This window comes from Halomonas sp. AOP27-A1-41 (assembly GCF_052378605.1).
Classification (GTDB): Bacteria; Pseudomonadota; Gammaproteobacteria; order Pseudomonadales; family Halomonadaceae; genus Vreelandella; species Vreelandella citrativorans.
Window position 1 is genome coordinate 61,162 of the sequence record NZ_JBQSXT010000011.1, and the last position, 16,962, is coordinate 78,123.

Annotated in this window: 16 protein-coding genes and 1 pseudogene; 10 read left to right on the forward strand and 7 right to left on the reverse strand. The window is 55.4% G+C overall.

Annotated elements, in window-relative coordinates; translation table 11 throughout:
- The first annotated feature begins 3 nt into the window (after nucleotides 1–3).
- A complete protein-coding gene (locus ACT3TC_RS09215; protein ID WP_444639812.1) occupies nucleotides 4–540 on the forward strand; it encodes a hypothetical protein in 537 nt (178 codons plus the stop codon).
- A 133-nt stretch (nucleotides 541–673) separates the two neighbouring features.
- Entirely contained in the window at nucleotides 674–1,345 is a 672-nt protein-coding gene (trhA, locus tag ACT3TC_RS09220; RefSeq protein WP_444631472.1) for a PAQR family membrane homeostasis protein TrhA, read from the forward strand.
- 14 nt (nucleotides 1,346–1,359) lie between these two features.
- Here trhA and ACT3TC_RS09225 read toward each other — a convergent pair whose 3' ends face one another.
- Nucleotides 1,360–1,980 carry a glutathione S-transferase family protein gene (locus ACT3TC_RS09225; protein ID WP_172116921.1) on the reverse strand — a complete coding sequence of 207 codons (621 nt, stop codon included), beginning with the start codon at nucleotides 1,978–1,980 and terminating at the stop codon, nucleotides 1,360–1,362.
- Nucleotides 1,981–2,133: 153 nt separating this feature from the next.
- On the reverse strand, nucleotides 2,134–2,901 hold the full coding sequence (gene djlA, locus ACT3TC_RS09230; RefSeq protein WP_172116922.1) for a co-chaperone DjlA: 768 nt from the start codon (nucleotides 2,899–2,901) through the stop codon (nucleotides 2,134–2,136).
- A gap of 660 nt (nucleotides 2,902–3,561) precedes the next feature.
- Here djlA and cheZ point away from each other — a divergent pair.
- On the forward strand, nucleotides 3,562–4,245 hold the full coding sequence (gene cheZ, locus ACT3TC_RS09235) for a protein phosphatase CheZ (protein WP_192527760.1): 684 nt from the start codon (nucleotides 3,562–3,564) through the stop codon (nucleotides 4,243–4,245).
- A 125-nt stretch (nucleotides 4,246–4,370) separates the two neighbouring features.
- Here cheZ and dxs read toward each other — a convergent pair whose 3' ends face one another.
- The 3 genes from dxs to ACT3TC_RS09250 are packed head-to-tail and all read right to left on the reverse strand — an operon-like array spanning nucleotide 4,371 to nucleotide 7,465.
- Nucleotides 4,371–6,293 (reverse strand): 1-deoxy-D-xylulose-5-phosphate synthase, encoded by a 1,923-nt coding sequence (gene dxs / locus ACT3TC_RS09240; protein ID WP_172116924.1) that lies wholly within the window; start codon nucleotides 6,291–6,293, stop codon nucleotides 4,371–4,373.
- Nucleotides 6,294–7,184, reverse strand: a complete 891-nt coding sequence (ispA, locus tag ACT3TC_RS09245; RefSeq protein ID WP_192527759.1) for a (2E,6E)-farnesyl diphosphate synthase — start codon at nucleotides 7,182–7,184, stop codon at nucleotides 6,294–6,296.
- Complete coding sequence (locus ACT3TC_RS09250) at nucleotides 7,178–7,465, reverse strand: exodeoxyribonuclease VII small subunit (protein WP_172116926.1); 288 nt, start codon at nucleotides 7,463–7,465, stop codon at nucleotides 7,178–7,180. Before ACT3TC_RS09250 ends, ispA begins: the two co-directional genes overlap by 7 nt.
- A 263-nt stretch (nucleotides 7,466–7,728) precedes the next feature.
- Here ACT3TC_RS09250 and serA point away from each other — a divergent pair, with 263 nt between their 5' ends.
- Entirely contained in the window at nucleotides 7,729–8,973 is a 1,245-nt protein-coding gene (gene serA, locus ACT3TC_RS09255) for a phosphoglycerate dehydrogenase (protein ID WP_192527758.1), read from the forward strand.
- A gap of 120 nt (nucleotides 8,974–9,093) precedes the next feature.
- Here the strand turns inward: serA and ACT3TC_RS09260 are convergent, their stop codons facing one another.
- Nucleotides 9,094–9,783 carry a pirin family protein gene (locus ACT3TC_RS09260; protein ID WP_172116928.1) on the reverse strand — a complete coding sequence of 230 codons (690 nt, stop codon included), beginning with the start codon at nucleotides 9,781–9,783 and terminating at the stop codon, nucleotides 9,094–9,096.
- A gap of 240 nt (nucleotides 9,784–10,023) precedes the next feature.
- Here ACT3TC_RS09260 and trhO point away from each other — a divergent pair, with 240 nt between their 5' ends.
- The 4 genes from trhO to ybiO all read left to right on the forward strand — a co-directional run bounded on the left by trhO (nucleotide 10,024) and on the right by ybiO (nucleotide 14,997).
- The gene (gene trhO / locus ACT3TC_RS09265; protein ID WP_172116929.1) at nucleotides 10,024–10,983 is read left to right on the forward strand and encodes an oxygen-dependent tRNA uridine(34) hydroxylase TrhO; all 960 of its coding nucleotides are present in this window, start codon (nucleotides 10,024–10,026) and stop codon (nucleotides 10,981–10,983) included.
- Nucleotides 10,984–11,160: 177 nt separating this feature from the next.
- Nucleotides 11,161–11,982 carry an IclR family transcriptional regulator gene (locus tag ACT3TC_RS09270; protein WP_172116930.1) on the forward strand — a complete coding sequence of 274 codons (822 nt, stop codon included), beginning with the start codon at nucleotides 11,161–11,163 and terminating at the stop codon, nucleotides 11,980–11,982.
- Nucleotides 11,983–12,000: 18 nt separating this feature from the next.
- On the forward strand, nucleotides 12,001–12,435 hold the full coding sequence (locus ACT3TC_RS09275) for a YqaA family protein (protein ID WP_172116931.1): 435 nt from the start codon (nucleotides 12,001–12,003) through the stop codon (nucleotides 12,433–12,435).
- 216 nt (nucleotides 12,436–12,651) lie between these two features.
- A complete protein-coding gene (ybiO, locus tag ACT3TC_RS09280; protein ID WP_216657992.1) occupies nucleotides 12,652–14,997 on the forward strand; it encodes a mechanosensitive channel protein in 2,346 nt (781 codons plus the stop codon).
- A gap of 107 nt (nucleotides 14,998–15,104) precedes the next feature.
- Here ybiO and ACT3TC_RS09285 read toward each other — a convergent pair whose 3' ends face one another.
- Nucleotides 15,105–15,851 carry an SDR family oxidoreductase gene (locus ACT3TC_RS09285; RefSeq protein ID WP_192527757.1) on the reverse strand — a complete coding sequence of 249 codons (747 nt, stop codon included), beginning with the start codon at nucleotides 15,849–15,851 and terminating at the stop codon, nucleotides 15,105–15,107.
- Between the two features lie 160 nt (nucleotides 15,852–16,011).
- On the opposite strand from ACT3TC_RS09285, the gene folK reads away from it, so the two are divergent.
- Nucleotides 16,012–16,458 (forward strand): 2-amino-4-hydroxy-6-hydroxymethyldihydropteridine diphosphokinase, encoded by a 447-nt coding sequence (folK, locus tag ACT3TC_RS09290; protein ID WP_192527756.1) that lies wholly within the window; start codon nucleotides 16,012–16,014, stop codon nucleotides 16,456–16,458.
- A gap of 70 nt (nucleotides 16,459–16,528) precedes the next feature.
- Nucleotides 16,529–16,759: pseudogene (locus ACT3TC_RS09295) on the forward strand (flagellin); the annotation flags it as partial.
- Nucleotides 16,760–16,962: the final 203 nt, after the last annotated feature.

Below are 16,962 nucleotides of genomic sequence, written 5' to 3' on the forward strand. Positions count from 1 at the left end.
GCCATGCATCATCAATATCATCAATCAAACAACATGACCCGCTCACTCAGCACGGCCGACAAGGTCGCCCGTGGAATTGGCTGGCTCAGCTTGGGCTTGGGCCTTTACCAGCTGTTGGCACCGCATAAGCTAGGTGAACAGTTGGGGTTGCGCGGGCATGAAAATAAAATGCGCGCCTGTGGCGCTCGGGAAGTGATCAGCGCCATAGGCGCACTTTCCGACAACCCCGCACCGTCGATCTGGAGCCGGGTAGGCGGTGATATACTTGACCTTGCCGCACTCACCTATGTCTTGCAGGATCGGCATAATCCCAAGCGCGCCAACGTTTGTTGGGCATTGACAGCCGTCGGCATGATGACCACCGTGGATATCTGCTGCGCCCAAGCCTTAACCAAGCGGCATGCCTACCAGGCGGGTATCACGCCGGATTACAGCCACCGTAGCGGCTTTCCCCAAGGCTTGGAAAGCGCTCGTGGAGCCGCCGCAGGGTTTGAAGCGCCCCGTGGAATTGAAAACGCGCTGCCCTATCCACCTATTTGACATGCTCCATACAAACCCCAAGCGCTCTATTTTCTGCGTTTGGGTTTTGTCATATTTCAGCGCTATGGTGATTATCCAGGTTAGCTGCGTTGTTCGCTGCTACTCATGACCGTTAACACTCGGTGGAGGGGATATGAGCCACACAGCCAGCGTCAAGTCTGAAGAGTTCAGCGCGTTAGAAGAGCGCTTACACAGTATTAGCCACGGGGTGGGCGCATTGTTAAGCGTCGTTGGGGCAGTGGTGCTGCTGGTCATGGCGAGTATTGCCGCTCAGGTAGACCCATGGAAACTGACAAGCCTTGGCTTGTACGGCATGACGCTGGTATTGCTATATACCGCCTCTACGCTTTATCACGGCATCCCGCATCGGCTGTGGAAGCAGCGCTTTCAGCTGTTGGATCACTGCGCGATTTACTTGCTGATTGCAGGTACCTATACGCCTTTCTTACTGGTGAATATGCGTGGCCCGACGGGCTGGACACTGTTTGCCGCCGTGTGGTCGCTGGCGCTGATAGGTATTACCTGCAAGCTGCTATGGCCACAGCGGCTGTCGATTTTCCGCGTGGTTATTTATTTGCTGATGGGGTGGATGATCCTGCTGGCATCAGAAGAAATGGCGGCGAAGCTCTCGGTAACCGGCATCGCCTTGCTGGCCGCGGGCGGCATCACGTATACGGTGGGCGTCATCTTCTATGCCGTGCGTGCGATTCCCTACAATCACGCTATTTGGCATCTCTTTGTGGTGGGAGGAAGCATCTGCCACTACTTTGCAGTAGTAGCAGCGGTACTGCCTCATACGGTGTAAAACGCGGTGCTGGCTTACTGAGCGGCAGCTTGTTCGCGCTCACCGGCTTTTGCCAGGCCCGGGCGCTGCGTATGGCGTTTGTGGTAGATCAAGAACGGCTCGGGCAGGCGATGCTGCATGCCAATGGCCCAGGAAAGCGTATGGGTGAGAAACAGGTCGGCCAAGGTGAAATCGCCGCCAAGCAGCGTTTCCTGGCCCTGAAAGCGGCGTTCAAGAGCGCCCAATGCGCGCTGAAACTCCCACTCTGCGGTAGGAATCACGGCCGGTACGCGTTTGTCTTCAGGTAGCGCAAAGGTGTGCTTGGCTTGGGTCCAGAGCGGCTGTTCGACTTCGGTCACAATAAAGCTTAACCACTGGTCGACCTGGGCACGCTCGGCGGCGTTAGTCGGCAGTAGTTTGCCGTTACCGTAGTGCTCGGCCAGGTAGCGGCAAATGGCCGATGATTCAAACAGGGTAAGTTCGCCATCCTCCAGCACCGGTACTTTGCCATCCGGATGACGTGCCAGATACGCCGAGGTTTGGCCTCCCCCTTTCTCCAACGCAACATGCTGGCACTGGTATTCAAGGCCCAGCTCTTCAAGCGTCCAGGCGGCACGTAGCGAGCGTGAGCGGGGGTAGGTGTATAGCGTGATCATGGCGCGCTCCTGACAAGGTGCCAGCCGAGGCTGGCGAAAAGAAGACGCTTTCAATTTAGCGGGCTGGTGTCAGGATGTCGATATTGGCAGGATGATGGACGCGGCCTTTGCGGGGCCGCGTGCTCTTGGACTGACCTTCATCTTATAAGCAGCTTACGCTTGGTTATCGCGCGCCTTGCGAATGCGTTCGTAGGCATTGCCGATTTCACTGGTGCGCGCCTGAGCCACTTCACGCATGCTTTCAGGCAAGCCTTTACCGGCCAGCTTATCCGGATGGTTTTGGCTCATTAAGCGACGGTAGGCTTTCTTGATCTCGGCATCGCTTGCCTCTTCACTCACACCCAGCACGCGGTAGGCGTCCTTAAGTGCCTCTTCACTGGCTCCTTGGGAGTTGGCGGCTGCACCATGCAGCATGGCTTCAATCTGCTGTACCTCTGCTTCACTACAGCCAATGCCACGCGCTACCCGCACGATCATTTCATGCTCTTCAGGATGCAAGACACCGTCAGCGGCGATAGCCGATAGCTGAACCTGTAAAAACACTTGGCGCATAACCGGTTGATGGCGGGTTAGACGCCCGACGTTGGCAAGCTCAGCGTCCAGATCAAAGTTATCCGCACGGCCTCGCTCAAAGGCAGCGCGTGCCTTGGCCCGCTGCGCCCCCTGCAAATGCATCTGGTCAAACAGCTTTTCGGCAACGCTAAGCTCGCCTTCGGTCACTTTGCCATCGGCCTGGCAAAGGCAGCCCATAACGGAAAAAATCGACTCTAAAAAGCCTTCCTGAAGGCGCATGCGCGCCTCTCTTAACCGCTTGGCGAGGCGTCGTGCTAGCCACCAGCCCAGTACACCGCCAATTAACAGGCCAGTGGCGCCGCCGATGGCATAACCCACCAGGGCAAAAAATATAATCAGTAGTAACATGGCTCTCTCTAAGCGTCAGAAGTCGTGGGTTTGCAGCTGAGGGCGGCATTTTCAGCTATTGTCGCTTGACCAAACGGCGTTTTTCGCTGCGTAAGGCGGTAAAAGAAAGCGTGCTAACTTTTGTTGCCAGGCTTTCTGCCCTTTTGTTTGGAGAAGCGCAATGCCCTCGTTCCACCCGAGTGCCCCAAAAAAACTCTACGGTACACGATCTCAGGGTTTTTGAGTATCACAACCCGGCAGGCGGCCAACGCCCGTGCCCGTTCACTGTTTAAACTCAATCAGCCCGATGGGTTCGATTGCCCCGGCTGCACATAGGGCGACCCTGATATATAACTCCTGGTTTGAGATCTTCGAGAACGGGGTAAAAGCCGCTTGAGATGCTGCATAACGGCAGCCATGGGATCACCTCGCACTACTTCTTTCCCAAGCTGGGTGGCGCGTGCTAGCGCTGCGTGAGTGATCCCATCCGTTGAATAGGTCTAAAAGCGCCAGACAAGGGCTTTCAAATAAAGCAAACGCTCAAGTTTTAGGAGGGTACGCCGAAGATAGTTAACGGGCTTTAACGCTTGTCTGTCTGAAAACCATAGCGGATACGTATATTGATGGTGACCAGATCATCAACAGCGACATTCAACAAGTTTTTTCCACAAGAGGATTGTCATGAGCACTGTTAACAACGCCCACGACACGACCATGCCGTCGGTGCTGGGTAAAAAAGACAGTAATGATGAGATGGTGCATCGTATAGGCCACTTGACCCGCCTGCTGCGGGATAGCATGAAGGAGCTGGGCCTGGATCAGCAGATCAGCCAGGCAGCGCAGGCCATACCCGATGCCAATGACCGGCTCAACTATGTGGCCTCAATGACGGAACAGGCGGCTGAGCGGGCACTGAATGCCGTTGAACGTGCGCAACCCGTGCAAGACAAGCTTGAGGAGGAGGGCGCCGCGCTTAATACGCGCTGGCAGGCAGCGGCGGCTCTAGCCGTTGTAGAAAGCGACCCATCGCTTATCAAGGACACGCAGCTCTATTTGAGTGATTCGCTTCCGACCGCCACGGGGTCTACGCAGAAAGAGCTGCTTGAAATCATGATGGCTCAGGACTTCCAGGATCTAACCGGCCAGGTGATCAAGAAGATGATGGAGGTCATCCAGCTAATTGAAGAGCAGCTTGTTCAAGTGTTGGTCGACAATGTTCCTAACGTCACCGATGGGGTGAACATTGATGATAATCGCGATGAGCATGCCAAACTGCGCAATGGCCCGCAGGTAAGTGAAGGCAAGGTAGATGCCGTGTCAGGGCAGGACCAGGTAGATGATTTGCTGGATGAACTCGGTTTTTAAACCAGCATCTCTTTCCCGGTGGCTTGGCGCCCATTGTCTGGCACTTGCTTTGCGATGGCCGCCCGTAATAGGGCGGCGCTTATCTCGCTAATGAGGGTGCTTGTCGATCAGTCACGGTGTTGCTTTTAACTTGAGAGTGAAGGCAGCCGCTGGCGAATGGCGGCTTCGATGCCCTCTGCGTCCAGACCACAGTCCCGCAGCAATTCATCCGGCGTGCCGTGCTCTACAAATGCGTCGGGCAGGCCGAGATTGAGCACTTCTACCTGCACACCTTCAGCGTTGAGCAGTTCGTTAACAGCGCTTCCCGCGCCACCCGCAACGACGTTCTCTTCAAGCGTTATTAGAAGCTCATGCTCGTCGGCCGCGTGGAGGACCGTGTCGCGGTCCAGCGGCTTGATAGAGCGCATGTTGATATGCGTGGTGTTGAGCTTTTCGGCAACTTCAGCGGCTGCGGTGTTCAGGCTACCAAACGCGAGTAGCGCAATGCGCACGCCATCGCTTTGTGACTGACGGCGTACCTCCGCCTTGCCAATCGGAAGCGATTCCAGGTGCTCAGGGATTTCCACGCCGGGGCCAGTGCCGCGCGGGTAACGCACTGCCGCAGGGCCGGGATGATGATAGGCCGCACTCAACATGGCGCGACACTCGGCTTCATCGGCAGGTGCCAGGATGACCATGCCGGGTACGCAGCGTAAAAAGGACAAATCCATGCTGCCGTGGTGAGTGGGGCCGTCTTCACCCACAAGCCCTGCCCGGTCGATGGCAAAGGTGACGTCCAGCTCCTGCACCGCTACGTCATGAATGAGCTGGTCATAGCCGCGCTGCAAAAATGTTGAGTAGATGGCCACCACCGGCTTCATGCCTTCGCAGGCCATGCCCGCCGCGAGCGTCACGGCGTGCTGTTCGGCAATGGCTACATCAAAGTAGCGCGCTGGGTACTCTTTGGAGAAACGAATCAGGTCGGAGCCTTCGCGCATGGCGGGAGTAATCCCTATCAGGCGTGAATCGCTTGCGGCCATATCGCACAGCCAGTCGCCGAATACGTTGCAGTACTTTCTCTTGGGGGCGGATGGCGCTTTGAAGGGTGGGGCGGGCGCCACGCTGGCTTTCTCAAGTTTGGTGATGGCGTGGTAGCCAATCTGGTCCGCCTCGGCGGGTAAAAAGCCTTTGCCTTTGCAGGTTTTGATATGCAGAAACTGCGGGCCGTCCAGCTCGCGCAGGTTACGCAGCGTCTCGGTCAGTGCCTCAAGGTCGTGCCCGTCAATCGGGCCGATGTAGTGAAAACCCATTTCCTCGAACAGCGTGGCGGGGCTGACCATGCCTTTCATGTGCTCTTCGGTGCGCTTGGCAATTTCCAATGCGCCTGGCAGATGAGAAAGTACTTTTTTGCCCTCTTCGCGCATTTTTAGATAGGGTTTGCTCGACATCATCCGGGCGAGGTACGTCGCCAGGCCACCGACGTTTTCCGAGATCGACATCTCGTTGTCGTTGAGCACGACCAGCATGTTGGCGTTGACGTGGCCGGCATGGGCCAGCGCTTCAAAAGCCATGCCCGCCGTGAGCGCGCCATCACCAATAATCGCACAGACGCGGCGATTATCGCCTTTGGCCTGAGCAGCCAACGCCATGCCGAGCGCTGCGGAAATCGAGGTGCTCGAGTGGCCCACGCCAAAGGTGTCGTATTCGGATTCAGCACGGCGCGGAAATGCCGCCAGGCCGCCGTGCTGGCGAATGCTGAGCATCGCTTCACGGCGGCCGGTGAGAATCTTGTGTGGATAGGCCTGATGGCCTACGTCCCACACCAGGCGATCCTTGGGCGTATGAAAGGCGTGGTGCAGGGCCACGCTCAGCTCTACTACCCCCAAGCCTGCGCCAAAGTGGCCGCCGGAAACGCCCACGCTATAAAGCAGGTAGGCACGCAGCTCGTCAGCCAGTTGGGCAAGCTGCTGGGTATTCATGGCCCGCAGCGCAGCGGGATGATCAAAAGAGTCGAGCAGCGGCGTTGCCGGACGCTCGCGGGGAATCTCGTCGAACAGCTTCATGGGCATCTAGTGGTCGCGCTCGATCATATAGTGGGCTAATTCGGCCAAGGGGGCGGCTTGCTCGCCTAATGGGGCGAGAGCGGCAATGGCCTCGTCAATCAGGGTGCGCGCTTTTTGTTGCGCGCCTTCCAGCCCCAACAGGCTGGGATACGTCGGCTTGGCGCGTGCAGCGTCAGCGCCGGATATTTTGCCGAGTGTCATGGTGTCACCCGTCACATCAAGGACATCATCATGAATCTGGAAGGCTAGACCAATGGCGCGCGCGTAGCGAGTCAGGGCATTTATACGCGGGTCGCTCTCGTCAACGGCAATCAGCCCGCCCATACGCACCGCCGCCACAATCAGCGCACCGGTTTTATGAGCGTGCATGTGCGCCAGGGCGTCCACGTCAGGGTGGCCGCCGATAGCCGCCAAGTCCAGTGCTTGGCCTGCCACCATGCCCTCACGGCCAGACGCCGTGGTAAGCGTCGTGATCAGGCTGCCAAGCCGCGGGTGAGCGGTGCGTGCCAGCACGTCAAAGGCCAGGGTTTGTAGCGCGTCGCCTGCCAGAATCGCGGTCGCTTCGTCATAGGCGATATGCACGGTGGGCTGGCCTCGGCGCAGATCATCGTCATCCATGGCGGGCAAGTCGTCATGAATCAATGAGTAGGCGTGGATGAGCTCAATGGCGGCGGCCGGGGCGTCGAGGTCTTTATCGCGTGCCCCCAGCGCCTGCCCAGCAAGATAAACAAGCAGCGGGCGCAAGCGCTTGCCGCCGACTAAAAGACCGTGGCGCATGGCGTTATCAAGCCGCGGTACCACGGCGCGCTCGTCAAAAAGCGCGTTTAGCGTGGCATCTACCCGGGCATTGCTGGCCTGACGTAAGGCGGTCAATGAGGGGGCGTTGGTCGCTACCATGGGGGCGTCTCCTTACCCTCGTCAGTGGCATCCTTGGGCGATTCACTATCAGCAAACGGCGTGACGTTTAAACGGCCTTCGCTATCTTCGCTCAGCGCGCGGACTTTTAGCTCGGCACTGTCCAGGCGTTGCTGGGCGTCGCGCGTCAACCGGACGCCCTGCTCAAAGGCGCCCAGCGCATCTTCCAATGACAGCTCGCCTGACTCCAGGCGTTCTACGATGGTTTCCAGCTGGTCAACCGTGGCCGCAAAATCCTGCGGTGAAGGTGTGGTATCGCTCATTGGTCAATGCCTACTGTTTTCTGGCGCCCCATCAAAAAGGCTGCGCGTGTGCCTGCCATGACAAACGCACAGTATACACCGAGGGCAGGGGGTGGCGTCTGCCCCAGGCCGCTTTGTGCGTATGACTTGCACTGTTTTCATCTTGATAACGCACACATTTCATCAGTTCGTATCGGCCTGATGGGCGTGCGGTATGCTACTATACGGCCTTTTCGTGAACCGATACACGGCGCACGCCGCCGACCATAGAGGTTGATTCAGCCATGGCTAAAACGTCCCTGGAAAAGAGCAAGATCAAGATCCTGCTACTCGAGGGCGTCCACCAAAGTGCGGTGGACAATTTTCAAAATGCCGGATATGAAAATATCGAGCATCTGCCGACATCGCTAGATGAAGCATCGTTGATCGAAAAGATCCGTGATGTACATTTCATCGGTATTCGCTCGCGTACCCAGCTTAATGAGCGCGTATTTGCAGCGGCAGAGAAGCTGGTCGGCGTTGGCTGCTTCTGTATCGGAACCAACCAGGTGGACCTGAATGCGGCGCTAAAGCGTGGTATTGCCGTGTTCAACGCGCCTTACTCCAATACTCGTTCGGTCGCTGAGCTGGTATTGGCAGAAGCGATCATGCTGTTGCGTGGCATCCCTGAAAAAAATGCCCGTGCTCATCAGGGCGGCTGGCTGAAATCAGCCAAAAACTCGCACGAAGCACGCGGTAAAACGCTGGGTATTGTTGGCTACGGCAGCATCGGCGCGCAGCTTTCTGTGCTGGCCGAGTCGCTGGGCTTTAACGTTATCTACTACGATATCATCACCAAACTCGGCATGGGTAATGCAAGCCAGGTCACCAGCCTTGAAGAGCTGTTAAACCGCTCGGATGTGGTGAGCTTGCACGTACCGGACTTGCCCTCTACCCGCTGGATGGTTGGCGCGAAAGAGATTGCTGCGATGAAACCAGGCGCCATCTTCATCAATGCCTCACGCGGCAGTGTCGTGGAAATTGAACCCTTGGCGGATGCCATCAAAGCAGGCCATCTCAACGGCGCTGCGGTGGATGTGTTCCCGGTGGAGCCCAAGGGTAACGATGAAGAGTTTGAAAGCCCGTTACGTGGTTTGGAAAATGTGATCCTGACCCCGCATGTGGGTGGTTCTACGCTCGAAGCCCAGGAAAATATCGGTATTGAAGTTGCCGAAAAGCTGACGACCTACTCGGATAACGGCACCACGATCACCTCGGTCAACTTCCCCGAAGTGGCGCTGCCTGCCCACCCCGATAAGCACCGCTTGCTGCATATTCATGACAACGTGCCGGGCGTACTGTCGGAAATTAACCGCGTGCTGTCCGAAAACGGCATTAACATCTCGGGCCAGTACCTGCAGACCAACGATAAGGTCGGCTATGTGGTCATTGATGTCGACAAAGCTTACGGTCCGCAAGCGCTGGAAGCATTGAGGCAGGTAGAGCACACGCTGAAAATCCGTGCACTTTACTCAGCGCACAATAGCTAGGATTGATTGGCAGCTGCGAGGCTTGGTGACAACGCAAAACACTGGGCTGATGGCGTAAAAAAACGGCTCCCGAAAGGGGGCCGTTTGGGTTGTTAAGGCGGGTAGCACTGAGTAAAAGGGCTAAGCAAGATCAAACAGCAGTACTTCGCTTGTATCCTGGCCGGTCACGCTGATCGCGTCGCCAGGCTCAAACGCAGCGGCATCGCCGGTACTGAGCTGTTCACCATTGACCTCGACCGCGCCCTTTACCACGTGCAGCCAGGCATAGCGCGTAGCCGGTGTCTTGACGCTGTCGCCTGCATCAAATGAGCCTGCATAAAGATTAACGTCCTGGTTCAGGCTCACTGAGCCTTCACGGCCCTGCTGTGATGCTACCAGGCGCCACTGGTTTTGGCGGCCTGCGGCTGGAAATGCTTTCTGCTCGTAGCTGGGCTTAATGCCAAGCGCTTTGGGCTCAATCCAGATCTGCAGGAAGTGCAGTCCGTTCTCTTTGGAGTGATTAAACTCGCTGTGCACAACGCCGGTGCCCGCTGACATGCGCTGTACATCGCCCGGGCGCATGACCTCGCCATTGCCCATGTTGTCCTTGTGCTCCATTTCGCCTTCCAGCACGTAGGAAATAATCTCCATGTCCCGGTGCGGGTGGGCACCAAAGCCATGACCACCGGCGACGCGGTCTTCGTTGATCACCCGTAGGGCGCGAAAGCCCATATGCTTGGGGTCATGGTAATTGGCAAACGAGAACGTATGGTACGAACGCAGCCAGCCGTGGTCTGCATAGCCCCGCTCATCCGCGCGACGAATTTTCATGGTGTGCTCCCAGTTGTGTTGAAGGAGTAGCTGTTGAAGGAATGCGCTCAATATACGCCTGAAACCGCACGGCGTGGGGTGAAGGTTTCTGCACGATAACGTCGATTAAATCGACGAATTTTTAAACCGCGAGTGACCTGCGTCAATCTGGCAGGATTCAAGCGCTGCGCCGTTTGCGCTAGACTATGCGCGTTTATTAACCCGGTCCGCCCTTTACGAGGGTGACTACTGGAGCTTGTTATGTCTGCACCTGTTTCTGAAGCTGGCGATATGCCGCGTATTGTCGTGGCAGCATTGTATAAATTCGTTACGTTAAATGACTTTGAAGCGCTGCGTGAGCCGCTGCGCCAAGCCATGGTCGATCATGATGTTAAAGGCACGCTGCTGCTCGCTAAAGAGGGCATCAATGGCACCGTCGCGGGGACTCGCGAAGGTATTGATGCACTGCTTGGCTGGCTGACCGCTGACCCGCGCTTGACCGATATCGACCATAAAGAGTCTTACTGCGACGAAACCCCGTTCTATCGCACCAAGGTTAAGCTCAAAAAAGAGATCGTGACGCTGGGCGTACCAGGCATTGATCCTAACAACACCGTTGGTACCTATGTTGAGCCTGAAAACTGGAACGAGGTGATTTCAGACCCCGAAGTGCTGGTGATCGACACTCGCAATGATTACGAAGTGGCGATTGGCAGCTTCGAAGGCGCGGTTGACCCAAAAACCACCACGTTCCGTGAGTTTCCCGACTACGTGCGTGAGCATTACGACCCAGAGAAGCATAAAAAAGTCGCCATGTTCTGCACCGGCGGTATTCGCTGTGAAAAAGCCTCCAGCTTTATGCTCAAAGAGGGGTTTGACGAGGTCTACCACCTCAAGGGCGGCGTTTTGAACTATCTGGAGAAAGTCCCGGAAGAGCAGTCGTTATGGCGTGGCGAGTGCTTTGTGTTCGATAACCGCGTTACCGTGCGTCACGACCTGAGTGAAGGCCTGTTCGAACAGTGCCACGCCTGTCGTATGCCGATTTCCGAAGACGACATGCAGTCATCAGCCTACGAGCCTGGGATTAGCTGCCCACACTGCATCAACTCGCTGCCCGAGAAAACTCGCGCCGCCGCCCGTGAGCGTCAGCGCCAAATTGATCTTGCCAAAGAGCGTGGCCAGCCCCATCCGCTGGGTTATAACCATCGCGAGAAGGCCTGATAGCGGCGCCAAGGAGTGGCGTAATGTCGGCGGCCACGCCTGTGGCCGTTTTCTATCTATAGCGATGTTCTGCCATTCGCTAGCTTCCTCCATTAGTGGAATTCGTTTCCGTAAACGCGACAGCGGCCTTTGCGGCACGTTATCCTGTTACTCTTTACGCCTTTAGGAGAGAGCAGGGTGAGTGAAGCCAAGCGTAGGACGGTCGGGCGTCCGGCAAATGCCGCTAAAGCGAGTGGCGGGCATAGCCAGTCGCTGGTACGCGGCTTAACGTTACTGGAGTTTTTAGCGGCAAGCCCACTAGGGCTTGCGCTGTCAGACGTGGCTGAAAAAGCCGAGTTAGCACCTTCTACCACCCACCGCTTGCTCCAGGCTCTGCAAAGCCAGGGGTTTGTTAGCCAGGAGAACGAGCAGGGCTTATGGCGTATTGACGTCAAAACCTTCCGTATCGGTAACAGCTTTTTAGAAGCTCGCGATGTGGTGGCATCAAGCCGCCCCTTTCTACGCCGCTTAACCGCTGAAACCGGCGAGACTGCCAATTTAGGGATCCGCGATGGGGATACGGCGGTATTTCTGGCCCAGCACGAATCGCCTCAAATGATGCGCATGATTACCCGCTTGGGCTCACGCGCCCCGCTGCATGCCTCTGGCGTGGGTAAAGCGCTGTTGGCATGGATGCCCACTGACGAACGCGCTCGCTTTTTGGATAACCGTGAACTCACCCGTGTTACCGACAATACACTGTGCAGTCCAGACGCACTGACCGCCGAAATGCACCAGGTGTGTGATCAAGGTTTTGCCTGTGACCGCGAGGAGCACGCCATTGGCCTGCATTGCGTCGCGGCCTGTATCTTCGACGAGCACGCCACGCCGCTGGCGGCTATTTCTGTTTCAGGCCCCATGGCGCGTATCCCTGAAGCACGCCTGCTGGCGCTGGGTAAGCTGGTGCGCCAGGTCGCCGATGAAATTACCGCTCAACTTGGGGGCCAGGTGCCGCAGTAACGTTCGGCCACCCGTTGCATGCTGAGTCTTTTCCTTGTTGCGTTTGTTAGTGCGACCCTGCTGCCTGGCGGCTCTGAAGTTTGGCTTGCCAGACTTTGGTGTTTGGGGGAGCCGGCTATTTTACTCTGGGCGGTAGCAACGGCGGGTAATACGCTGGGCAGTCTGGTCAATGTGGCGATGGGCCGCTATGCACGTCAGTTTCAGGATCGCCGGTGGTTCCCTGCATCGCCCAAACGCCTTGCCCAGGCCGAGCGCTGGTATCACAAGCTTGGCGAGGCCAGCCTACTGCTTTCCTGGCTGCCGGTGGTGGGCGACCCACTGACGGTACTGGCCGGATTGTTTCGGCTTCCCTGGTGGCGTGCTTTTTTGTGGATTGTGGTTGCCAAGGGCGTACGCTATGGCGTGGTGCTGGGCCTTGCAAATCAGTGGCTGTTACCGCTTTGTCAGAATTGAGCGTCACGCGATCACGGGTTAGTTGCGTCAAGTTAACGGCCAGACCTTATTATGTTCCCATGTTACGCTGTACGCTTTATACGTTATCAGCCTGCTTGGTGCGTGCATTTGTAGTTGCATAAAGCAGGCTAGCAATTAAATTTAAGAAAGCATTTCTCTAACGGAGGTACAGGCGTGACGTCAATACGTATATTTCCCTGGCTAGGTATTTGGCTAATGACACTGCTTGTGTTTTTTGCCACGCCGGTATTAGCCCAAACGACGACGGTCGAAAGTGATCGTGCATCGCCTCCAGCGGAAGTGCCCGCTTCTTACGAAGCACTTGCTGATCTCCTCGAAAATGAGCAGTCGCGCCAAGAGCTAATTGATGTATTACGTCAACAGGCATCCGCGTTGCCCGCCGGTTTAGAGGCTGAGTTATCCCCTGAAGCCGCCGCTCAAGGAAGCGATTTGGCTCCAGAGGATGTCTCATTGCCGCGCCAGTTGGCGGAGCTGACAAGCGATGTTGTCAGTAATATTGGCCTGCAGATTGAGCAAGCTTTTTCCATCATGGGTAACCTGTTTACCGGGCAAGGCGCGAGTGCTTTTGATTCGTCAGCTTTCGTCCAGGCCGCGATTAATCTGGGCCTCGTGATCGTTGCGACCTTCGTGATTTTCTTCGCACTACGTCGGATGGCCAGGTCTGCCTTTACGCGGGTGAGCAAATGGTCGCTCAATGGCGCCGGAATGACGCCAGTGCTGCGCTTGATTTGCTGCGTCATTATTGCGGCACTTATTGACTTTATATTGGTAGGGCTTGCGTACGTGGGCGGTAACCTGGTGGCCACGTTCGCGATTGGTGAAACGGGCGAGCTTTCCACGAGGGCTTCGCTGTTTCTCAATGCCTTTCTGGTCATTGAGTTGATGAAAGCAGTGATGCGGATGCTGTTTTCCTCACACTACGAAGGCCTGCGATTGTTGCCAATTTCAACCGGTGAAGCCTCCTACTGGAACCGTTGGATAGCACGTCTTATCGGCATGGTCGGTTACGGACTAATGGTTGCCGTGCCGCTGATCAATTTCTACCTGGCTGCCAGCGTAGGCCAAGCGGTTGGCACATTAATTATGATTGTGGCCTTTGTTTATGCGGTCAGTGTGGTGCTCAAGAACCGTATTCGCATCCGAGGGCACTTGAATGATGCGGCGGCCAATACGTCGATGGTGGCAAGCCGTGTATCGCTTCAGCTCTTTGCACGTACCTGGCACTTTTTTGCGCTGATCTACTTCTTAATGGTCTTCGTTTTGATACTGACGCGCCCTGGCGATGCACTGCCTTTCGTGCTTTTTGCAACACTGAAAACATTGGCTGCGGTGGTTATAGGGCTTCTGGTATCGACCTTCCTGACCCAAACGATTGGGCATCGCATTCGCCTGTCGGACGATTTGCGTCGTAAGTTGCCGCTGCTTGAGCCGCGTCTTAACAGCTACGTTCCCAACGCGCTGCGTGTGCTACGCACCATCATCCTGGTCGTCGTTATCATGGTGGTGCTGGATGCCTGGGGTGCGTTCAATCTAGCCAATTGGTACGCTTCTGAACGCGGAACGATGCTGGTAGGGCGACTGGTCAGCATTGTCTTGATTCTGATTGTTGCGCTGGGCGTGTGGTTAGGACTTGCGAGCCTGATTGAGCATAAGCTCAATCCGGAAACCGGCGGTGGTGAGCCCTCTCCTCGAGCTAAAACGCTATTGAGCCTGTTCCGCAACGCGCTGGCTATCGCCATGCTCACGATTACCGGGATGATCCTACTGTCCGAAATCGGCATTAACATCGGCCCGCTGATTGCCGGTGCCGGGGTGCTGGGTTTAGCTATTGGTTTCGGTGCGCAGAGGCTGGTACAGGATGTTATTACCGGGGTCTTCATTCAGATCGAGAATGCCATGAATACAGGCGATGTGGTAACGCTGGGTGGCATCACCGGGACTGCAGAACGATTAAGCATTCGTTCGGTAGGCATTCGGGATCTTTCGGGCACCTATCACATCATTCCCTTCTCAAGCGTTGACACCGTTTCTAACTACATGCGCGACTACGGTAACCATGTCGGTGAGTACGGCATTGCTTATCGTGAGAGCATTGATGATGCGATTGAGCAGCTCCAGCTTGCCTTTAATGATCTGAAAGCCAGCGAAGAGTATGGCTATAAGATCCTTGCTGATCTGACGGTCGCCGGTGTTATAAGCCTGGGCGACAGCGCCGTCAATATTCGTGTGGTTATCAAAACCACGCCGGGCGATCAGTGGGGTGTTGGTCGGGCGTATAATCGTCTGGTCAAGCTGCGCTTTGATCAGGCGGGCATTGAGATACCGTTCCCGCATACCACGATGTACTTCGGTCAGGACAAGTCCGGTTCAGCGCCGCCTGCCAACCTGCGCATTATGCAGCAGGACTTCACTATCGATGGTAGCCCTGCTGGGCAGCCAAAGGCAGGTGAAAGTGAGGTAGATGACCGTTTTTCACCTCGCCGGAAAGATAAGTCTAGTGAGACGACTGAGCAAAATCTACCCACGGGTGACGATGTCTAATGCTTAGGCGTTAGCACACCTACTTTGCGTTTTGGGGCCGCCTTTGGGCGGCCCCACTGCGTTCTACGTTGTTAGAAATGTTCTTGGAACGGCTGTTAATTTGGTTGTTACTCTAGATAGTTCTCCGAATGCCTGCCTTCCAGGTAGATCGACTCACCTCCATCGACACATAACACTTGGCCGGTAACAAAATCGTTTTCCAGCAGGTAGTACAGCGCCTTTGTTAAGTGGGCGGGCGTTCCCTGCCGGTTAAGGGGGATGCCTTCCAGACGCCATGCAATATAGTCGTGGCTACGCTGGGAAGTGGGCAGTACTACGCCGGGAGAAATACCATTGACCCGGATACGCGGTGCGAATTCGAGTGCGGCCATTTGGGTCATCTCTTTCAGCCCCTTTTTAGACAACAAATACGCCGCATAAGGGTATTGATGATAGGCCACTTTATTGTCAATGATATTCACCACACAGCCGTTAGACACCGCGTTAGCAAAATGTTGAATTAACAACAGCGGGGTAAATAGGTTGACGCGAAACTGCGTCTCCAGGAGTGCCATGTCCGTTTGAGCAATGGGTGCGGCTTGGTAAGTGGAGGCGCTATTAACCAGCACATCTAAATGCGGAAAGCGCCGTATGGCGGCTTCAATCAGTGTATCCAGCGGATCGTGCAAAAAATCACAGGGCAGTATTTCGCACTCGCGCCCTTTGTTGCGGATAGTGCATGCTACCTCTTCAGCTTCATCTCGTGAGCTATTAACGTGGAGTGCAATATCATAACCTGCATCTGCTAACGCTTCTGAAAAATGCCGTCCCAAACGGGTAGCGCCCCCGGTCACTAATGCTGCTTTAGTCGTCATTGTTATCCCTGTCTTTAATCATTATATGGCGTGCTTCGTTTATCTTGCGTTTGTTATTAGTTGTTTGGTTGCTTGCACACTTAGAGCATAGCGCTAGTCTGAGGTATGATCATTACAGTGATTAAGAATATTTCGACTTCTCTCTAGTTGAGTAATCGTTATGTCAACAACGGCGTTACGAGCCGGGCGAGATACACGGCTGCATGAATGCCTCATCTCGATAGGCTCGAATATTGAACCTGAGATGAATGTCACACGAGCGTTGTCTCTTTTAAACAGCGAATGCGACCTGGTCACGCACTCTCAGCCAATCCGTACCTCCCCTGTTGGCTTTTTACAGCAGGCCGATTTTCTCAATGCCGCGCTATTGGTGCGCACGCCGCTTCCCTATGCAGCATTTCGGCTGTATTTAAAAGCGGTCGAGAACCGCTTGGGTCGCGTACGAGGTCTGAATAAATCAGGCCCACGAACCATGGATCTGGATATTGTGGCGTGGAATGGCGAGTTAATGGATCAGGGATACCTTGAGTATGATTACGTCAGGCTCCCTATCGATGAAGTGTTGGCCGCTAGTGGGCGCTCATTAACAATAAAGCATGAGCGGTAAAAATAATTAATGCTTTACCCGTTCAGGCCGATAAATACGTCACTGACGTTGTTATTGGCAAGTCGCCGGGCAGCGTAGTTACTTTGGCGCGATGCAAAACCGCTTTGAAAGCGTCATCGACGGGCTCAACAACAATATCGTCAATCTATCAGCGGCCCAGTCGCGCATCCAGGATGCAGATTACGCCCGGGAAGTTTCCAACTTGATCCGCGCACAAATTCTCCAGCAGGCGGGCATGGCGATTCTTGCCCAAGCTAACCAGCAGCCGCAGATGATCCTGCGTTTGCTGGAGATCCTGTAGCGTTGCTCTGCTATTTCATAACTGTTATCCATTCCTTTTTTTGACCTGCCTTTCGATATGACGGTTTAGAGTGCGTGCTTCTCTGCTTATGCATTCCAATTTGGCATGCGTTAAGCGTTTTTTTTCGTTTGTGGTCTTGTCTGGTAATTTGCTTTGATAACGCCATTCACCCCTGAACGGCAGGAAAATAATGGCAATGAACC